The sequence below is a fragment of the Rosenbergiella epipactidis genome, assembly GCF_018494055.1.
In the GTDB taxonomy this organism is placed as follows: domain Bacteria; phylum Pseudomonadota; class Gammaproteobacteria; order Enterobacterales; family Enterobacteriaceae; genus Rosenbergiella; species Rosenbergiella epipactidis.
This window is the reverse complement of the sequence record NZ_JABBFQ010000006.1, coordinates 53,675-69,948: the sequence shown is the minus strand read 5'-3', so window position 1 is coordinate 69,948 and position 16,274 is coordinate 53,675. Positions and strand designations below refer to the sequence as shown.

17 protein-coding genes are annotated in these 16,274 nt (G+C 49.1%); 3 read left to right on the top strand and 14 right to left on the bottom strand.

Annotated elements, in window-relative coordinates; genetic code table 11:
* Window positions 1-148: 148 nt before the first annotated feature.
* From HGT71_RS10695 to moaA, 8 genes are all read right to left on the bottom strand, one after another.
* The gene (locus HGT71_RS10695) at window positions 149-541 is read right to left on the bottom strand and encodes a YbhQ family protein (protein WP_048911836.1); all 393 of its coding nucleotides are present in this window, start codon (window positions 539-541) and stop codon (window positions 149-151) included.
* Between the two features lie 450 nt (window positions 542-991).
* Window positions 992-1,702 carry a Bax inhibitor-1/YccA family protein gene (locus HGT71_RS10690; RefSeq protein ID WP_168174403.1) on the bottom strand — a complete coding sequence of 237 codons (711 nt, stop codon included), beginning with the start codon at window positions 1,700-1,702 and terminating at the stop codon, window positions 992-994.
* Window positions 1,702-2,814, bottom strand: a complete 1,113-nt coding sequence (locus HGT71_RS10685; protein WP_214217747.1) for a DUF1615 domain-containing protein — start codon at window positions 2,812-2,814, stop codon at window positions 1,702-1,704. Before HGT71_RS10685 ends, HGT71_RS10690 begins: the two co-directional genes overlap by 1 nt.
* Entirely contained in the window at window positions 2,811-3,278 is a 468-nt protein-coding gene (moaE, locus tag HGT71_RS10680) for a molybdopterin synthase catalytic subunit MoaE (protein WP_214217746.1), read from the bottom strand. Before moaE ends, HGT71_RS10685 begins: the two co-directional genes overlap by 4 nt.
* A gap of 2 nt (window positions 3,279-3,280) precedes the next feature.
* Complete coding sequence (gene moaD, locus HGT71_RS10675) at window positions 3,281-3,526, bottom strand: molybdopterin synthase sulfur carrier subunit (protein ID WP_214217745.1); 246 nt, start codon at window positions 3,524-3,526, stop codon at window positions 3,281-3,283.
* Window positions 3,519-4,004, bottom strand: a complete 486-nt coding sequence (gene moaC, locus HGT71_RS10670) for a cyclic pyranopterin monophosphate synthase MoaC (RefSeq protein WP_214217744.1) — start codon at window positions 4,002-4,004, stop codon at window positions 3,519-3,521. The genes moaD and moaC overlap by 8 nt, the downstream gene beginning before the upstream one ends.
* Window positions 4,001-4,522, bottom strand: coding sequence for a molybdenum cofactor biosynthesis protein B (gene moaB, locus HGT71_RS10665; RefSeq protein WP_214217743.1), 522 nt, complete (start codon window positions 4,520-4,522; stop codon window positions 4,001-4,003). Before moaB ends, moaC begins: the two co-directional genes overlap by 4 nt.
* A 14-nt stretch (window positions 4,523-4,536) precedes the next feature.
* A complete protein-coding gene (moaA, locus tag HGT71_RS10660; RefSeq protein ID WP_214217742.1) occupies window positions 4,537-5,517 on the bottom strand; it encodes a GTP 3',8-cyclase MoaA in 981 nt (326 codons plus the stop codon).
* A gap of 231 nt (window positions 5,518-5,748) precedes the next feature.
* On the opposite strand from moaA, the gene yvcK reads away from it, so the two are divergent.
* Complete coding sequence (gene yvcK / locus HGT71_RS10655) at window positions 5,749-6,651, top strand: uridine diphosphate-N-acetylglucosamine-binding protein YvcK (protein ID WP_214217741.1); 903 nt, start codon at window positions 5,749-5,751, stop codon at window positions 6,649-6,651.
* Between the two features lie 44 nt (window positions 6,652-6,695).
* Here the strand turns inward: yvcK and uvrB are convergent, their stop codons facing one another.
* A complete protein-coding gene (gene uvrB / locus HGT71_RS10650) occupies window positions 6,696-8,726 on the bottom strand; it encodes an excinuclease ABC subunit UvrB (protein ID WP_099825894.1) in 2,031 nt (676 codons plus the stop codon).
* Window positions 8,727-9,452: 726 nt separating this feature from the next.
* Here uvrB and HGT71_RS10645 point away from each other — a divergent pair.
* Window positions 9,453-10,190: an ABC transporter ATP-binding protein gene (locus HGT71_RS10645; protein WP_214217740.1), complete on the top strand. Its 738-nt coding sequence runs from the start codon at window positions 9,453-9,455 to the stop codon at window positions 10,188-10,190.
* Here HGT71_RS10645 and bioD read toward each other — a convergent pair.
* From bioD to bioB, 4 genes are read right to left on the bottom strand one after another with little or no spacing between them, the layout of a single operon-like run.
* Entirely contained in the window at window positions 10,141-10,848 is a 708-nt protein-coding gene (gene bioD / locus HGT71_RS10640; protein ID WP_214217739.1) for a dethiobiotin synthase, read from the bottom strand. The genes HGT71_RS10645 and bioD overlap by 50 nt on opposite strands.
* A complete protein-coding gene (locus tag HGT71_RS10635; RefSeq protein WP_214217738.1) occupies window positions 10,845-11,609 on the bottom strand; it encodes a methyltransferase domain-containing protein in 765 nt (254 codons plus the stop codon). The genes bioD and HGT71_RS10635 overlap by 4 nt, the downstream gene beginning before the upstream one ends.
* Window positions 11,599-12,747, bottom strand: coding sequence for an 8-amino-7-oxononanoate synthase (gene bioF / locus HGT71_RS10630; RefSeq protein ID WP_214217737.1), 1,149 nt, complete (start codon window positions 12,745-12,747; stop codon window positions 11,599-11,601). The genes HGT71_RS10635 and bioF overlap by 11 nt, the downstream gene beginning before the upstream one ends.
* Window positions 12,747-13,778, bottom strand: coding sequence for a biotin synthase BioB (bioB, locus tag HGT71_RS10625; RefSeq protein WP_099825524.1), 1,032 nt, complete (start codon window positions 13,776-13,778; stop codon window positions 12,747-12,749). The genes bioF and bioB overlap by 1 nt, the downstream gene beginning before the upstream one ends.
* Before the next feature lie 81 nt (window positions 13,779-13,859).
* Between bioB and bioA the strand changes: the two genes are divergently transcribed.
* Window positions 13,860-15,149: an adenosylmethionine--8-amino-7-oxononanoate transaminase gene (gene bioA / locus HGT71_RS10620; protein WP_214217736.1), complete on the top strand. Its 1,290-nt coding sequence runs from the start codon at window positions 13,860-13,862 to the stop codon at window positions 15,147-15,149.
* Between the two features lie 102 nt (window positions 15,150-15,251).
* On the opposite strand, the gene pgl is transcribed toward bioA, so the two are convergent.
* Window positions 15,252-16,244: a 6-phosphogluconolactonase gene (pgl, locus tag HGT71_RS10615; RefSeq protein WP_214217735.1), complete on the bottom strand. Its 993-nt coding sequence runs from the start codon at window positions 16,242-16,244 to the stop codon at window positions 15,252-15,254.
* Window positions 16,245-16,274: the final 30 nt, after the last annotated feature.

Here is a 16,274-nt window from a genome sequence, read left to right as displayed (position 1 = left end):
CACGGTGCAGTTTTCAGGGGGGGAATTGTCACTAAATTGAGAGAGATCAACGCAAACTACAATGCGATAAGTGCAAGGAGTGTATCAGACTTTAGACAGGACTGCGAGGATGTTAAAAAGGCCAGTCAAATGACTGGCCTTGGAGGTATTAGCTGCGTTTTTTCTCGACTTGCTGACCGGAACCTTTGGCGAACAATGAGAAAAGTGCGGGCCCAATGAGCATCGCCACACCTAATCCACAAATCAGTAGCGGATTGTGCAATACACGAGAGAATAAGAAGAGTGACAACATCGCCGCACCAAAATAGTAGGTGGTAGAGGCTTCTTCTAGATAATCTCCCACTGCGCGTAAGCGCGAGACATTTTGCGTAATTAACATAGCAACCAGCAAAACGACATAACTTGCGACCAATCCGGCACTGACTTCAACTAACAACTTGTGTTTAAAGCCCCAAATTAATGAAGCCACGATGGTTAAGTGCATCGCGATATGAAAACACGTTTGCCCAGTGACAATCTGAACACGGTTAGACCATTTCATAGTTATCTCCTAGTAATACTCGCATTAAAGCAAAACACTCTAACGCCAGTAATTGTCTTCCGAGAGTAATCGAATTAATTCGGTTGACCACTACTCTGTACTGCAATTGTGATATGACCGATATTTCTTCAGATAATTCCTTAAGAAGACGGCCTCAGTCTGCCACAAATAAGTAGAAATATCATATTTTGTTTTAAAGCCGGTGATTAATTAGTATGAAACACTGTAAAAATAGCTATTAATAAGGATTTTTAGAATAATGTAGTGAAAGGCTTTTTATTGGTCAAAAAACAATCCGCAGGAGAGTTTTATTAATAAATGGTCTTTAAAAACAGTAGGTTGAAATAAAACCTCTTTTTTTGGTGTATTCAACTTAAGAAATTTCTGCTGTTTTTTTGCGCAAAAAAAAGAGGGGTTAATCCCCTCTTTTCACGATCTTCTGCTGTTACGTTATCGTCTATCACCAAAAATTCTTAGTAACATCATGAAAAGATTGATGAAATCTAAGTATAAGGTGAGTGCTCCAACGATACTATAACGACGAAAATTCGCCTTATCCGATGCATCAATATTCTCACCTAGTTGGCGAAGTTTTTGTGTGTCGTAGGCGGTTAAGCCGACAAATACCACTACACCGATGTAGGTAATCGCCCACATTAATGCGGTACTCTTAAGCCAGTAATTAACCAGCGAAGCGATTAATATGCCGATGAGCGCCATAAACAGTAAGCTTCCCAATTTACTGAGGTCGCGCTTCGTTACCGCACCATAAACCGTCATCGCACCAAACATCGCCGCCGTCACCACAAAGGTACTGGCAATCGAAGAATAGGTGAAGGCAAGAAAAATACTGGCCATGGTCAGCCCGGTCAGTACGGAGTACAGCATAAACAGGCCAGTGGCCAGTGCTGCGCTCATTTTATGCACCATACCTGACAGTACGAATACCACGGCAAGTTGTGCAATGATTAACCCAAAGAAGGTTATTCGGCTGGAGAATATGGCTTCCATGACTGCAGGCGTTCTTGCGGCAAACCAGCTGACAAACGCCGTTAATAATAAGCCAGTGGTCATCCAACCATAAACTTGGGTCATATACGCTTGTACGCGACTGCCCGACGAGGTGTGTCCTAACGATGAAGGACGTTGATAATTTTCCATTACTCCTCCCTAGCTTGAAGTAAACAGTGTTGATAACGTTGGTTTACGCGTTGTGCAAACCAGGCGGTCGTCAAATTACGAGTAATTTTTGGGCTTTCTAATGTGATCCCTGGTAACCGCTCGTGTGGCCAAGCCTGCCCTCGCTTTTTATCCGCGGCAGAAAAGACCTTTTTCCATAATTGGCTTTGTTCAAATTCAAGTGATTCACCTAGTGACAACTGTTGGTGAATCGCTGAGTCGCTCAGTTGCAGTGTAGAGCGAATCGACCTAATCGCCAACTCGGTGTGACTCGGCGCGTCACTCTGATATTGAATTAAATCGCCATCTAATGCCAATTTTTGTCCGCTCAAATAGGAGACTGCCGCTTGGAAGGCAGCATTACGACTGGCATACCACCCTGCATTATAGTCGGCAAAACGGTATAAAGGCACCGAATAATGGGTGGGGTAGCCGAGCAGATGCAGTGTACCAAAGTAGACCCCACCGCGCTGGGTAAGGACTTCTTTACGAATACTTTTCTCTACCTTGTAAGGGTAATCCTCTGCATGCTGTTCCGCAAAGGCGATACTCACCTGCATCGGCCCTCCAGTATGGATAGGATTAAAGCGACCAAATAATCGTTGGCCTAAGGGAACAGAATCAATTAAATCGTCAAAAATATCACTCAGTTCACGTTCGCTGCGCACAGTATCTAATCGCTCAGTGTAGCTTTTACCATTGGTCGACGGAATTTTTAATGCCGTACGTACTACAAATTCAGGAATATGCAGTGAGCCTGCTCGACGATAAATCTCCTGCCAAGCAATCTGCGGTAAACCTTTAACCGGCGCGTCGGCATTAAAATTGGTCTCTTGGCCCGCCACAGCAATGACTGCGCACAGATTAGAAACATTAGCATCGATCTGTTGATGTAAAAACGCTTGGTAGATATCCTCCGACCAGGCAGTTTTGTTCGACACAGAACTTGGCAGCAGCTGCTTAACTTGAGTGGTTACGGCAACTTTTGGTCGTACTGGCGCTTTGGGTTTTTCCGACGCACAACTCGCCAGCAGTAATGCCATCATAGCCGATAGCGTCAATTTTAGGGCTGTCGGTCGCGTCACGTTGATCATTCCTTATTGTTCCATTTCTCTGAGGCGGTACTGTCTTGTAAGGTAGGTGATAACCACCTTGTCCCCTCAGCTGTACTTTCACGTTTCCAAAAAGGCGCTTGGCTTTTCAATAAATCCATAATGAATTCTGTTGCCAAGAAGGCGGCATGCCGGTGAATTGCACTGACGATCACCAATACAATCTCTTCTCCTAACGAAAACGTCCCGACGCGATGAATAATCGTGATGTTATTGACTGCAAAGCGCTCCCTAGCATGATCCGCCAGGCCATTTAACACTCGCTCGGTCATGCCTGGATAGTGCTCCAAGGTAAGCTGACTCACCGCTTGACCTTGGTTCATGTCGCGCACCTTACCGACGAAAAAGACGATAGCGCCATCTTGATGATGGCTGGCGGCAAGCCGATATTCATTTTCGACATTGAAAGGCGCGGCAGTGACCTCAATACGGGTCAACGCAAGCATCGTTATCCCCCCGTGACGGGTGGGAAGAAGGCCACCTCATCACCTGACTGCAGAGGCTGTGAAACGTCGCAAATTTCTTGGTTCACCGCAACCAATAAGCGCCCATCCGCCAGTGCCAACTGCCAGCGTTTACCGCGTTGTACGAGCGCGGTACGGAGTTGTTCAACCGTGTTAAATTCGGCAGGCAGCATGAGCTTATCGCACTCAACCAGTTCACGGGTTTGTGCAAAAAAAAGCACCTTAATCATGCCAACTCCCTTGATAGTCACCGGATTTTCCACCCTGCTTCTCCACCAGCCGGATACACTCAATCACCATATCTTTCTGTACCGCTTTACACATGTCGTATAAGGTCAACGCCGCAACTGAGGCTGCCGTTAAAGCTTCCATCTCCACGCCTGTTTGCCCGCTTAGGCGGCAGAGCGTTTGGATATGAATACGGCAAGGATCCTGTAGCGGGGTTAGCAACACTTCCACTTTGGTCAGCATTAACGGGTGACACAGAGGGATCAGATCCCACGTCTTCTTCGCGGCTTGAATCCCGGCGATACGTGCCACAGCAAAGACATCCCCTTTAGGATGTTTGCCTTCAGTAATTAATTGTAGGGTATGCGCATTGAGGGAGAGATAGGCTTCGGCGCGCGCTTGGCGTAATGTCACCGCTTTTTCGCTGACATCCACCATATTCGCCTCGCCCGCTTGATTAAGGTGAGATAATGAATTCATGGAGAGACTTTCTTGAGTTGTGAGACGAAATTACAGGGAGTCGTGTTGATATCGAGCTGTGCATCGATAATCTGTTCCCAAGCCAATTGACACGCCGAGGTGGAACCAGGAAAGGCAAAGATGACTGTTTTATTCGCCAGCCCTGCTACCGCACGAGATTGTAAGGTCGCCTGCTGAATTTGTTCAAACGAGAACATCCTAAACAGCTCACCAAACCCCGTGATCTCTTTATCAAATAACGGAACGATCGCCTCAGGCGTTGTATTCTGTTCATGAAACCCCGTTCCGCCATTGATTAACACCACTTGGATATGCGGACTCGCAATCGCTTGTGACACGATGGCGCGTATTGCATAGCGATTATCGGGACAAATCGCACGCTCAACCACGCGATGTCCGGCATGCTCCACCGCCTGTTGCAGATAATCGCCAGAGCTATCATTTTCCTCGGTACGATGGTTCGAGATCGTTAACACTGCAATATTTAGAGAAGGTGTGTTCCCTTGTGGATTACCCATTTCAGCTCCTCGCCTTAACCACCAATATAAGAGAGATTGCGCGCCATGCCCGTCATCCCTTGATGGAGAAAATGTGTCTGTTTCTTCTGAGCCAAGCTCGACTGAATACGTTCTTGTAGTAACGATTGTTGGCCATCAGCCTGCAGTAAATCACGCAGATCGATGGCTTGCTCACCAAATAAACAGAGGTGTAATTGACCGATAGCCGAGACCCGTAATCGGTTACAGCTATCACAGAAACCTTTGTCATAAGGCATGATCAACCCTATCTGTCCAAGATAGTCAGGATGACTAAAAATTTGGGCGGGTCCCGCATCAGCGGCTCGGGCGACGGCTTGCCAACCTTGATCCACTAATTGGCGGCGTAGATGCTCACCAGAAAGGTGGTGCTTAGCAAAGTAATCGTTACCCTCTCCCGTTTCCATTAACTCAATAAAACGTAGCTGCAGTGGACGATCCTTTATCCACGCGAGGAATTCGGGGAGCTGTTGAGTGAGGTGTTTCATCAACACGACGTTGATTTTGACCACGGGAAAACCGGCTGCCAAGCTGGCATCGATTCCAGCCATAACGTCAGTAAATTTATTCTGACCGGTTATTTGATGAAACTGGCGCGCATCCAGGCTATCTAGACTGACGTTAACCGCAGTCAGCCCCGCCGCACGCCAATTTGCCGCCTCTTTCGCTAAGCGGTAGCCATTGGTTGTCATAGCAATCTGTTGTATCGCCGGTTGCTGACGGATAGCGGCGATGATGTCGCTAAAATCACGGCGCATTGAGGGCTCACCGCCGGTTAACCGTATTTTCGTCGTCCCCAATTGACCAAAAGCTTGCGCCACTCGGGCGATCTCCTCGACAGATAAGAACGCCTCTCGGTCCTTACTCGGTCGATAGCCATCAGGTAAACAGTACGTACAGCGAAAGTTACAGACGTCCGTGATAGACAGCCGTAAGTAATAAAATTTGCGCTGATAGGTATCGGTCAAGGGTAACAAATAAATACCTCGTTAAAGGTGATGCAACAAAATATCCATTCACGCCAATTCACGTGTAATGAAAAACCGGGGAAGTGATGACATTATCCTAGCTTGAATAGGTATAAGTGTCATGTTTGGCTGATCAATTCTCTGATATTTTTCAAATTTGTCTTGGGCAATACGTGGAGAACAGCAGATAATACGCGCTAGTATTTGCTGTAAACACTCGACCTTAAGGATGATGCCCAAATGAACCGCACCTTAGCAGATCTTGATAGAGTCGTTGCCATCGGTGGCGGCCATGGCTTAGGACGAGTAATGTCTTCGCTCTCCTCTCTCGGTTCTCGCCTCACCGGAATTGTCACGACTACCGATAATGGCGGCTCGACAGGTCGCATCCGACGCTCAGAGGGCGGCATTGCGTGGGGAGACACACGTAACTGCTTAAATCAGCTCATTACCCAGCCAAGTGTCGCGTCAGCGATGTTTGAATATCGCTTTTCCGGCCAAGGGGAATTAGCGGGGCATAACTTAGGGAATTTAATGTTACGTGCGCTGGATAGCCTGAGTGTTCGGCCGTTAGAGGCAATCAATCTCATACGTAATGTATTGAAAGTCGATGCCTTTTTAATCCCCATGTCGGAACAGCCTGTCGACTTAGTCGCCACGGATGCTCGCGGGACCTTAATCCACGGCGAGACCGAGATCGATGCAATGAAGGAGTGGCCAACGAGCTTAGCCCTCTCGGCTCCAGTAAAAGCCACCCGCGAAGCGGTTGAAGCGATTCTCGATGCCGACCTGATTATTTTGGGCCCTGGCAGTTTGTATACCAGTATTATGCCGGTCATTTTAGTGAAAGCGATTAGCCAAGCGTTGCGCCGTACTCCGGCAAAGATGTTATTTATCGATAATCTTGGAACAGAACTGAGCCCTGCGGGGCATCTTTCAGTGGCGGAGAAACTCACCTTAATTGAGAGTGAAATAGGCCGTCGGGTGATAGACGGCGTTATTCTGGGTCCCACCGCTGACAGTCAAGGCATTACCCAACGACTGCGCATCCAGCGGCCATTAGATGCTAGCGATGTGGGTTATCGCCATGACAGACAGCTGCTACGCCAAGCGTTAGAGGATGCCTTTCAAGCCTTGCATTAAGATCCTTGCAGCACGGCACGCTGTCCGTGTCGTGCTGCGGTTGCCTACATAGCGATAAGCAATAAATCTCGGAGCTGATGAAGCTCATCACGCAAACGAGCAGCCTCTTCAAATTCGAGGTTTTGCGCATGTTTCTGCATGGTACGCTCGTATTCCGAAATTTTCTTCTGTAACTCCGGCGCAGTCATTAGCGAATATTCCGCCGCTGTTTCCGCCGCTTTTAGTTCAATATCCCCTTTAGACGGGCTGGCTTTTTTACCGGACACCGACGCACCACCAATTTCAAGAATATCCGTAATTTTCTTGTTTAATTTGGTCGGCGTAATACCGTGCTCTTTGTTCCAAGCCTCTTGCTTTTCACGACGACGCTCGGTCTCCTCAATTGCACGGGCCATGGACGGCGTAATCTTATCTGCATAAAGAATCGCTTTACCGCTCACGTTTCGAGCCGCCCGTCCAATCGTCTGAATCAATGATCGATCGGAGCGCAGGAAGCCTTCTTTATCGGCATCCAAAATCGCCACCAGCGAGACTTCTGGCATATCCAGACCTTCTCGCAGTAAGTTGATCCCTACCAAGACATCAAACTTCCCTAAGCGTAGATCACGAATAATTTCCATCCGTTCAACTGTATCGATATCAGAGTGAAGGTAGCGGACCTTCTCACCATGCTCTTCTAAATATTCGGTTAGATCTTCTGCCATACGCTTAGTCAATACGGTGACCAGTACCCTTTCATTGATTTCAACGCGTTGGCGTATTTCAGACAATAAGTCATCCACTTGGGTCGCCACCGGCCTAATCTCTAAGATTGGATCCAGCAATCCTGTTGGACGCACCACTTGATCAATCACTTCCTCGCCCGATTTTTCCAGTTCGTATTTACCTGGGGTCGCTGAGACATAGATCGTTTGCGGGGCGAGCGCTTCGAACTCCTCAAACTTCATCGGCCGGTTATCCAGAGCAGAAGGTAAGCGGAAGCCATACTCAACCAGGTTTTCCTTACGCGCTCGGTCACCTTTATACATCCCACCAATCTGCGGGATAGTCACGTGGGACTCGTCCACCACCAGCAGGCCGTCTGCGGGCAAATAGTCAAATAAGGTTGGCGGTGCCTGACCTGGGCCCCGTCCGGACAGGTAGCGCGAGTAGTTTTCGATACCTGAACAGTAGCCCAGTTCATTCATCATCTCGAGATCGAATTGCGTGCGCTGTGTGATGCGCTGCTCTTCAAGGAGCTTATTATTGTCTAAGAGGACTTTTTTACGATCAGCCAGCTCGACTTTAATCTCCTCCATCGCTTGCAATATCCGCTCACGAGGGGTGACATAGTGAGTTTTCGGATAGATAGTAAAGCGTGCGACAGATTGCTCGATTTGCCCAGTTAGCGGGTCAAAGAGGGAGAGTCTTTCGACTTCTTCATCAAATAATTCCACGCGCAACGCTAAATCGTCTGATTCCGCTGGGAAAATATCAATCACATCACCACGAACACGGAACGTCGCTCGCTGAAAAGCTTGATCGTTACGTGTGTACTGCAGCTCTGACAGACGGCGCAGAATGCTACGCTGGTCAATAATCATGCCTCGCGTTAAATGCAGCATCATTTTTAAATAGGCATCAGGATCACCTAGCCCATAGATAGCCGAGACTGAAGCCACAACGATCACGTCCTTGCGCTCGAGTAAGGCTTTAGTGGCTGAGAGACGCATTTGCTCAATATGTTCATTCACCGAAGCATCTTTTTCAATAAAGGTATCGGAACTCGGTACATAGGCTTCCGGCTGGTAATAATCGTAGTAAGACACGAAATACTCAACGGCGTTTTCGGGGAAAAAAGCCTTCATCTCCCCATAAAGCTGTGCAGCCAGCGTCTTATTCGGTGCCATGATCATGGTGGGACGGTTTGAATCGGCAATAACGTTAGCGATGGTAAAGGTTTTCCCTGAACCGGTCACGCCAAGTAACGTTTGATGAGCGAGACCATCGTCTAACCCTTCTTCTAATTTTTTTATCGCTTCAGGCTGATCACCAGAAGGCTTAAATTCCGAGTGTAAGGTAAAAACTTTACTCATAATCATTGGTCCCGGTTAGTCAGTATCAGGATGAGGGGTAATTTTACTCCTTAGCGGTAAGAAGTACAGATTTTTACTGGATAAACATCCAGTCCGCTCGTACACTTATCGCCAAAAATGCTCGGCGTCGAATAAAAGTCATTCAGTCAATCTTTTTTTAGGTTATCCACCGTCCGCCGTGGACAATTTATTTTTGTCAAGCATTTGTCATTAAGTTCGCGGCCTCGCGTGTTGGCGACCGTTCACGCTATTGCTTTTGCGTAACGTATTGATTTTAAATTTATATAAAAATAAGTGTAGTTTACAACCACTCCAATGCCAACCCGCATCATTCATCGGCTAGCCACTGTTTTCAGAGGGTAATACACATGGTTATCCACAGGAATGGTGGATAACTGCTGGCAGGCCAGTAGCCGTGGGCTGTGTATAATTTTTCAGAAAGATGACAAACCAATAAAAAAATTTTTTTTTGATGATGGCACTTTTTTACTTCGGCAATTCCGCTGCAAATTATTGTCAGAAATCTTAACTGAACAGGGAAAGTCAATACTTGTTGAGATAAATAATTGCCATTTTATGATTCGTTATGCACCACTAACGTTCATCCTTTTCGTCCATTGACTCATCCCGCCCTCTCTCCTTCGCTACCCCCCCTTACAAAAACTGGCGCGCTTATTGCTTAACAACTCTATTACATAGCTTGCTAATGGATTGGGAGATGACACCATGCTTCAGCTGAGAGAGATCAATCAAGCCTACGACGACCACCATACGCTCTGGGATATCAACCTTGAAGTGAACCAAAATAGTTGCTCAGCCATCGTCGGGCAACAAGGCACCGGTAAGACAACCTTATTCCATTGTATTTTGGGGTTTCTGCCCATCATGAGTGGCGAGATGACGTGGCAGCCGCAAAATACGCTGCCTTGTAGTTTGATTTCGCTTCCTAGTCAGTTTCGTTCGCAATTAGGCATAACCTATGTTCCACAAGGGAGTCCGATTTTCTCGCAACTGAGTGTAGAAGAAAATTTACTCATTGCGCTGAAAGCAGGCCATCAAAGACGCTTACCCGCGACCTTACCCTCGATAATCAGTCAGCTATTCCCAACCCTGATCACCGAACGCCATCAACGCAGCGGGACATTAGCGAAAGGATTACAATACCAATTGGCGCTGGCCCGGGCCGTGATCAGCCACCCTAAGTTAATTTTATTGGATGAACCTTCGGAAGGTTTGACCGCGCATGAAGCCGACCAGCTTGTTGCGATAATTACTGCCCTCACTAAGCAACATAATATTAGCGTGTTATTGATGGACAAGAATTTGCCCTTTGTGAAACGGGTCGCCGATAACTTTACCCTGCTTCATCATGGTCGAAGTATCATGTCGGGGACGGCCGCCGATTTAATGCGTTTCAGCGGCGCGGTGGAGTGGAGTACTCACGCATTGACGAAGGTAATGTGAGATAGTGCCCAAGATTATCCAATTGCTCCGCATCGCTTAGATACGGGATTTCGCCCAGTAACGGCGCATTAATCTGGTCAGTGAGGTAGCCACAATAAGCAGCATATTCGTGTGGCTCAGGACTCAGGCTATTAGCCACCCAACCTGCTAACGTCAGTCCCGCTTGCTGAATAGCCGCTTGGGTCAATAAAGCGTGATTGATACAGCCTAGCTTCATTCCTACCACTAAGATAACCGGGAGTCCCTGCGCACTCACCCATTGACCATAGTGTTGCTGTGCAGAAAGTGGGGTAAACCAGCCCCCTGCCCCTTCCACTAACACCCAATTCGCTTGCGCTTGTAAGGCCGATAGTCCTTCATCGAGCCGTGGGAAGCTGATCGGTTGGCCTTCGCGCTGGCTCGCAATATGCGGAGAGGTCGGTTGCTCGAAGGTAAGCGGGTTGACCGACGCATAGGGTAAGTCTAGGTTACTGTAGCGCTGTAAAATCAACGCATCACGATTACGTAAGCCTTCCGTTGTCCATTCAGAGCCTGATGCAACCGGTTTATACCCTGCGGTGGTGTAGCCCTCGCGCGCAGCGGCTTGCAGTAGCGCGGCCGATACCAGCGTTTTGCCGACATCTGTATCGGTTCCGGTTAAGAAATACGTGTGACTCATCGGGAAACTCCAAAAACGATTTGATAGGTGAGACGGTAACCTTGCTCGTCTCGAGGCCAGTGGTCAGCCAATTGATGAAAAAAGGCTCGTCCGCCTAGCCCTGCCTGACGACCCGCGTGCAAGTGTGACGCCCCGATACCTTTTAACGACCAGAGAGCATCGAGGGGGGACGAAAAATGGCAGATAATAGGTGCTTGCCAAGCAGTCAGCCCCAGAGACTCCGCCGTGGCGAGCAGTGACTCAGCACTGGACCAGCGATTGATCGGTGCAGAACGCCCCAACCGCTGCCAGACCTGTTCAATTTCCGGTAAAGAGCCGGCGGCTAGGGTTGAGATGGCGAGTTTCCCTTGGGCCGTCAGCGAGCGTTGCAACTGCTGCACGGTTTGTCGGAAATCACTGCACCACTGTAGCGCAAGATTACTCCATAAGTAGTCAACACTTTGCGCAAGGAAAGGGAACGCTTCAAGGTCGCCACGCACATAGTGATCTGCCGAGTGCTGTTGAACGGCCTGTTGCAACATTCCGCTGGAGAGGTCAAAAGCTGTCACGCAATGACCCTGCCCACGAAAATAACGACTAAACCAGCCTGAACCTGCTCCAGCATCCACCAGTAAACCAGGCTTGTGCCAGTCGCAGTGCGCCATGAGTTGCTCGCCAACAATACGTTGAAACGCAGCAAAATGATCGTACTGTTTGGCTGCACGACCAAATGCTTGAGCCAGCGCCTTTTTATCGACCTGGATTGGGGGATTAGAGGACATGATGCAAGGCCTCAACCAAACGGGTAATCTGCTCGGTACTGTGTGCAGCACTCAGCGTAATTCTTAAGCGTGCGCTTCCCACTGGGACCGTCGGTGGGCGAATCGCTTGGACCCAATGCCCTGCAGATTGCAGGCCTTGGGCGACGGCTAACGCTCGATGATTATCACCGATAATCACTGGCTGGATCGCTGTTAATGAATCGGTTAGGGGAATTCCCTGCTGACTACATGAGGTTCGAAAATCGCTGATATTTTGGCTCAGCTTTTCACGGTATTCCGGTTGCTGACGAACGATTTCGATACTGGCTAAGACAGCAGCAGCCTGGGCCGCGGGTAATGCCGTGCTATAAATGAGATGACGAGCCGATTGTTCCAAGTAAGCCGCTACCGCGTCGGAACAGAGAATGGCCGCACCGCTCACCCCAAGCGCTTTACCAAAGGTCACTACCAGTATGTCGGGTGTAACCTGCTGTTGGGCGCAGCTGCCACGCCCTTCTTCACCCAACACACCGATACCATGCGCATCATCGACCATTAACCATGCTTGCTGTTCGCGGCACATTTCTCTGATCGCGGCTAACGGCGCTTGATCGCCATCCATACTGAAGACGCCCTCGGTAATAACTAGACGATTCTCCGTGTCGGTCGCCGCTAATTGCCGTGCAAGGCCGTCTAACGAGTTATGAGGGAAACGGCGGTAGCGGGCCGGAGATAGCGCCGCCGCTTCCTGTAACGAGGCATGCATTAATTTATCGGCGATAAGTGTGTCACTGGACTCGGCAAGGACGAAAATTAATGCTTGGTTTGCCGCGAAGCCCGAGCTGAAGAGTATGGCCCGTGGGAAACCCAGCCAGTCGGCTAGTGTGTGTTCAAGCTGCTGGTGGCAAGGTGAGTAGCCGGTGACGTGTCCCGACGCCCCCGCACCCGTTCCCCAGTGTTGTGCCCCCTTGCACCATGCATCAATCACCGCAGGGTGATGGCTTAACCCTAAGTAATCGTTACTGGAAAAATGCGTGAAGTGTTGACCGTCCTGAGTGAGGCGGGCGGGCGGGGAGACGGTGACCGCTAACCGCCGCCGCAGCAATCCTTGCTGCTGGCGTTGGTGTAAAGCGTTTTCGATGCGTTGTTGCCAGGACATTAGACAGCCGCGTTGTAAAAGAGTGAGGTATCCGCTTGGCTAATTTGCTGATGCAGCATTTCAGACTCAGACTCCACCCCTAGCTCCGTGTGAGCATGCGCCGGTTTTAATCCAAGCTTACGGAAAAGTTGAACATCGCTGTCTTCTTCAGGGTTTTCAGTGGTCAACAATTTGCAGCCATAGAAAATTGAGTTCGCACCCGCCATAAAACACATCGCCTGAGTTTGTTCACTCATCTGTTCACGACCCGCTGAAAGACGCACATACGAACTCGGCATTAATACCCGTGCAACGGCAATGGTACGGATAAAGTCGAAAGGATCGACATCATCGTTATCGGCCAGCGGCGTCCCCTTCACCTTCACTAACATATTGACGGGGACGCTTTCTGGCGGGGTGGGAAGATTGGCTAACTGCATCAAGAGGCCAGCGCGGTCATCGATCGTTTCCCCGAGTCCAACAATCCCACCCGAACAGACCTTGATTCCCGCACCACGCACATGTGACAGCGTATCAAGACGTTCTTGATAACTACGAGTGGTGATAATGTTGCCGTAAAATTCTGGCGAGGTATCGAGGTTATGGTTGTAATAATCGAGTCCTGCAGTGGCTAACTCGTCGGCTTGGTCAGGAGAGAGCGTGCCAAGCGTCATACAGGTCTCTAAGCCCATCGCCTTAACGCCTTCTACCATTTTCTTCAGGTAAGGCATATCCCGCGCATGTGGATTTTTCCATGCTGCGCCCATACAAAAACGTCCTGATCCCGCGGCTTTCGCTTTACGGGCTGAGGTTAGCACTTCTTCAACTTCCATTAATTTTTCAGATTCTAAACCGGTTTTATAGCGCGCACTTTGCGGGCAATATTTACAATCTTCAGGGCACGCCCCCGTTTTGATGGAAAGCAAGGTACTGACTTGTACTTTAGCAGGGTCGAAATTTTCACGGTGGATCTGCTGGGCCTTAAACATCAGTTCTAAAAAAGGCATCTCAAACAGCTCAGTAACTTGCTGACGTGTCCAACGTTGTGACATGGCTTGCTCCATAACTTTAAACATTCGGTTATTGTGGTTATACTTGTAAACTAAATTTATCGAAAACAGTTTACAACAATTATGTTCCCGACAGAAGACAGTGAATTCGATCGTCAACACCTTTGGCATCCCTATACCTCAATGCGTGATCCTCTTCCTTGCTACCCTGTTGCTTCGGCTCAAGGCTGCAGTATTACTCTCGAAACGGGGCAAGAATTGGTGGAAGGGATGTCTTCGTGGTGGGCCGCTATTCATGGTTATAACCACCCACGGTTAAACCGCGCGATGACTGACCAAATTGCTCGCATGTCGCACGTGATGTTCGGCGGTTTGACTCACCGCCCCGCGGTGGAACTTGGCCGTGAATTATTGGCCATCGTCCCGACTGGGTTAACGAAAGTCTTTTTGGCGGATTCGGGATCGGTCTCAGTAGAAGTCGCAATGAAAATGGCGGTGCAATATTGGAGTGGTACGTCGCAGAGTAAGCAAAAATTTTTAACGTTACGCGGGGGGTATCATGGCGATACCTACGCGGCAATGTCAGTCTGTGATCCTGAAAACTCCATGCATTCCCTTTGGCAGGGTTACTTGCCCGAACACCTCTTCGTTCCCGTGCCCCAATGTACGTTCGACCAACCTTGGCAGGAAAGTGAAGCGGATGCACTCAGGGAGGCCTTCGCCGAACATCATCATACTCTTGCGGCTGTCATCCTGGAGCCAATCGTACAAGGCGCTGGGGGAATGCGCTTCTATCATCCTCAGCTGCTTAAACGCATACGAGAGTTGTGTGATCAGTACGATGTACTGCTGATAGCCGATGAAATTGCCACTGGCTTCGGACGGACAGGCAAGATGTTCGCTTGTGAACACGCCAATATCTCACCGGATATTCTCTGTGTGGGAAAAGGCCTTACCGGTGGCACCATGACGCTTGCCGCAACCCTTACAACTGACCGTGTGGCAGATGGCATCAGCCGTAGTCCTGCTGGCTGTTTTATGCATGGTCCAACCTTTATGGGAAACCCCCTCGCCTGTGCAGTCGCGACCGAGAGTTTAAGAATTTTAGCCGAAGGTGCGTGGCAACAACAGGTGAGCAGCATCGCAGAGCAGCTTAAAGCTGGGCTCGGTCCGTTAATTGATCACCGAAACGTTAAAGATGTCCGGGTATTAGGCGCTATCGGTGTCGTGGAGTGTCATCGCGCTGTAGCGATGGCGGATATTCAAGCTTATTTCGTTGACGCTGGTGTGTGGATAAGGCCATTTGATAAATTGATTTACCTTATGCCTCCCTATCTGATCACTGAACAACAGCTTACGCAATTAATGTCAGCTATTGCCGCAGCTGTAGAGCAAGACGCACTGTTTCAGTAATCGATAACGCGAAGACTGTAGCGAGCAAAGCGTTGCTCTACTAGGTTGACTTTCGATGAGGTAAGCTTCAAAAAAAGTGCCACCTCGGTGGCACTTTACATCCTATTCTGGGGTATGGGCAATCGCCCACATCGGCCCCTGACCTGCTGCATAACGCCCTAAATCGGTTAGCGTTCCGCTTTGTTGATCAATGCGGTAGACCGCGACATGGTGAGATTTCTGACCGGTCGCGATTAAAAACTTTCCTGTTTTATCCAGCGTAAAACCACGTGGTTGGGTCTCTGTCGGGTGGAAGCCCACTAAAGAGAGCGCATCCCCCTGCGCGGAAACAGCGAAGATAGTCAGTAAACTACTGGTACGATCACAGGTATAGAGGAATTTACCATCCGGGGTGAGATGGATATCTGCAGCCCAAGGGGTTCCGGTGAAATCGTCAGGTTGAGTAGGCAGTGTCTGCACCACCTTATCGTTACCTTGACCCAATGCGATAACCATCACCGTGCTGTCAAGCTCGTTAATAGTGTAAGCAAATTTTCCTTGGGGATGGAAAGCCATATGGCGTGGGCCAGCCCCTGCCGCAGAGTCGATTTGCGAAACTTTGGCTTCATCTAAACCCTTGTCATCACGAAGCGGGTAGACACAAATACGATCTTGTTTTAATGCGGGGACGTAAAGGTGGTTATTGGCCACGTTAATATTCGCCGAGTGACAACCGTCTAACCCTTTCAATACTTGGGACGGTGAGGTCGGTTGACCCTCAGCCCCGAGTTGACCATAACTAACAAAACCATCATGGTAATAGCCAATATACAGCGCCTCTCCCTCACGATCCGTAGCAAGATAGGTGGCACTGCCTGGCAGCGCAGCCTCGTCTAACCAAGTCAGTGTGCCTGTTGCGTCGATTTTCCACGCCGCCACACGGAATTCAGGCTTTACCCCTGCGTACAGGACGTTATGGCGAGGGTTAATGGCTAACGGTTGTGGTTGCCCAGGCGCGTTAACCGTTTGCAGTAACGACAAATCACCCTGCTCAGACAGTTGCCATACATGGATCTCTTCGCTTTCTGGGCTAGCTGTATAAATAACTTGTTTCATGCGCTCTCCTTAACTTTAGTTAGATCTAGT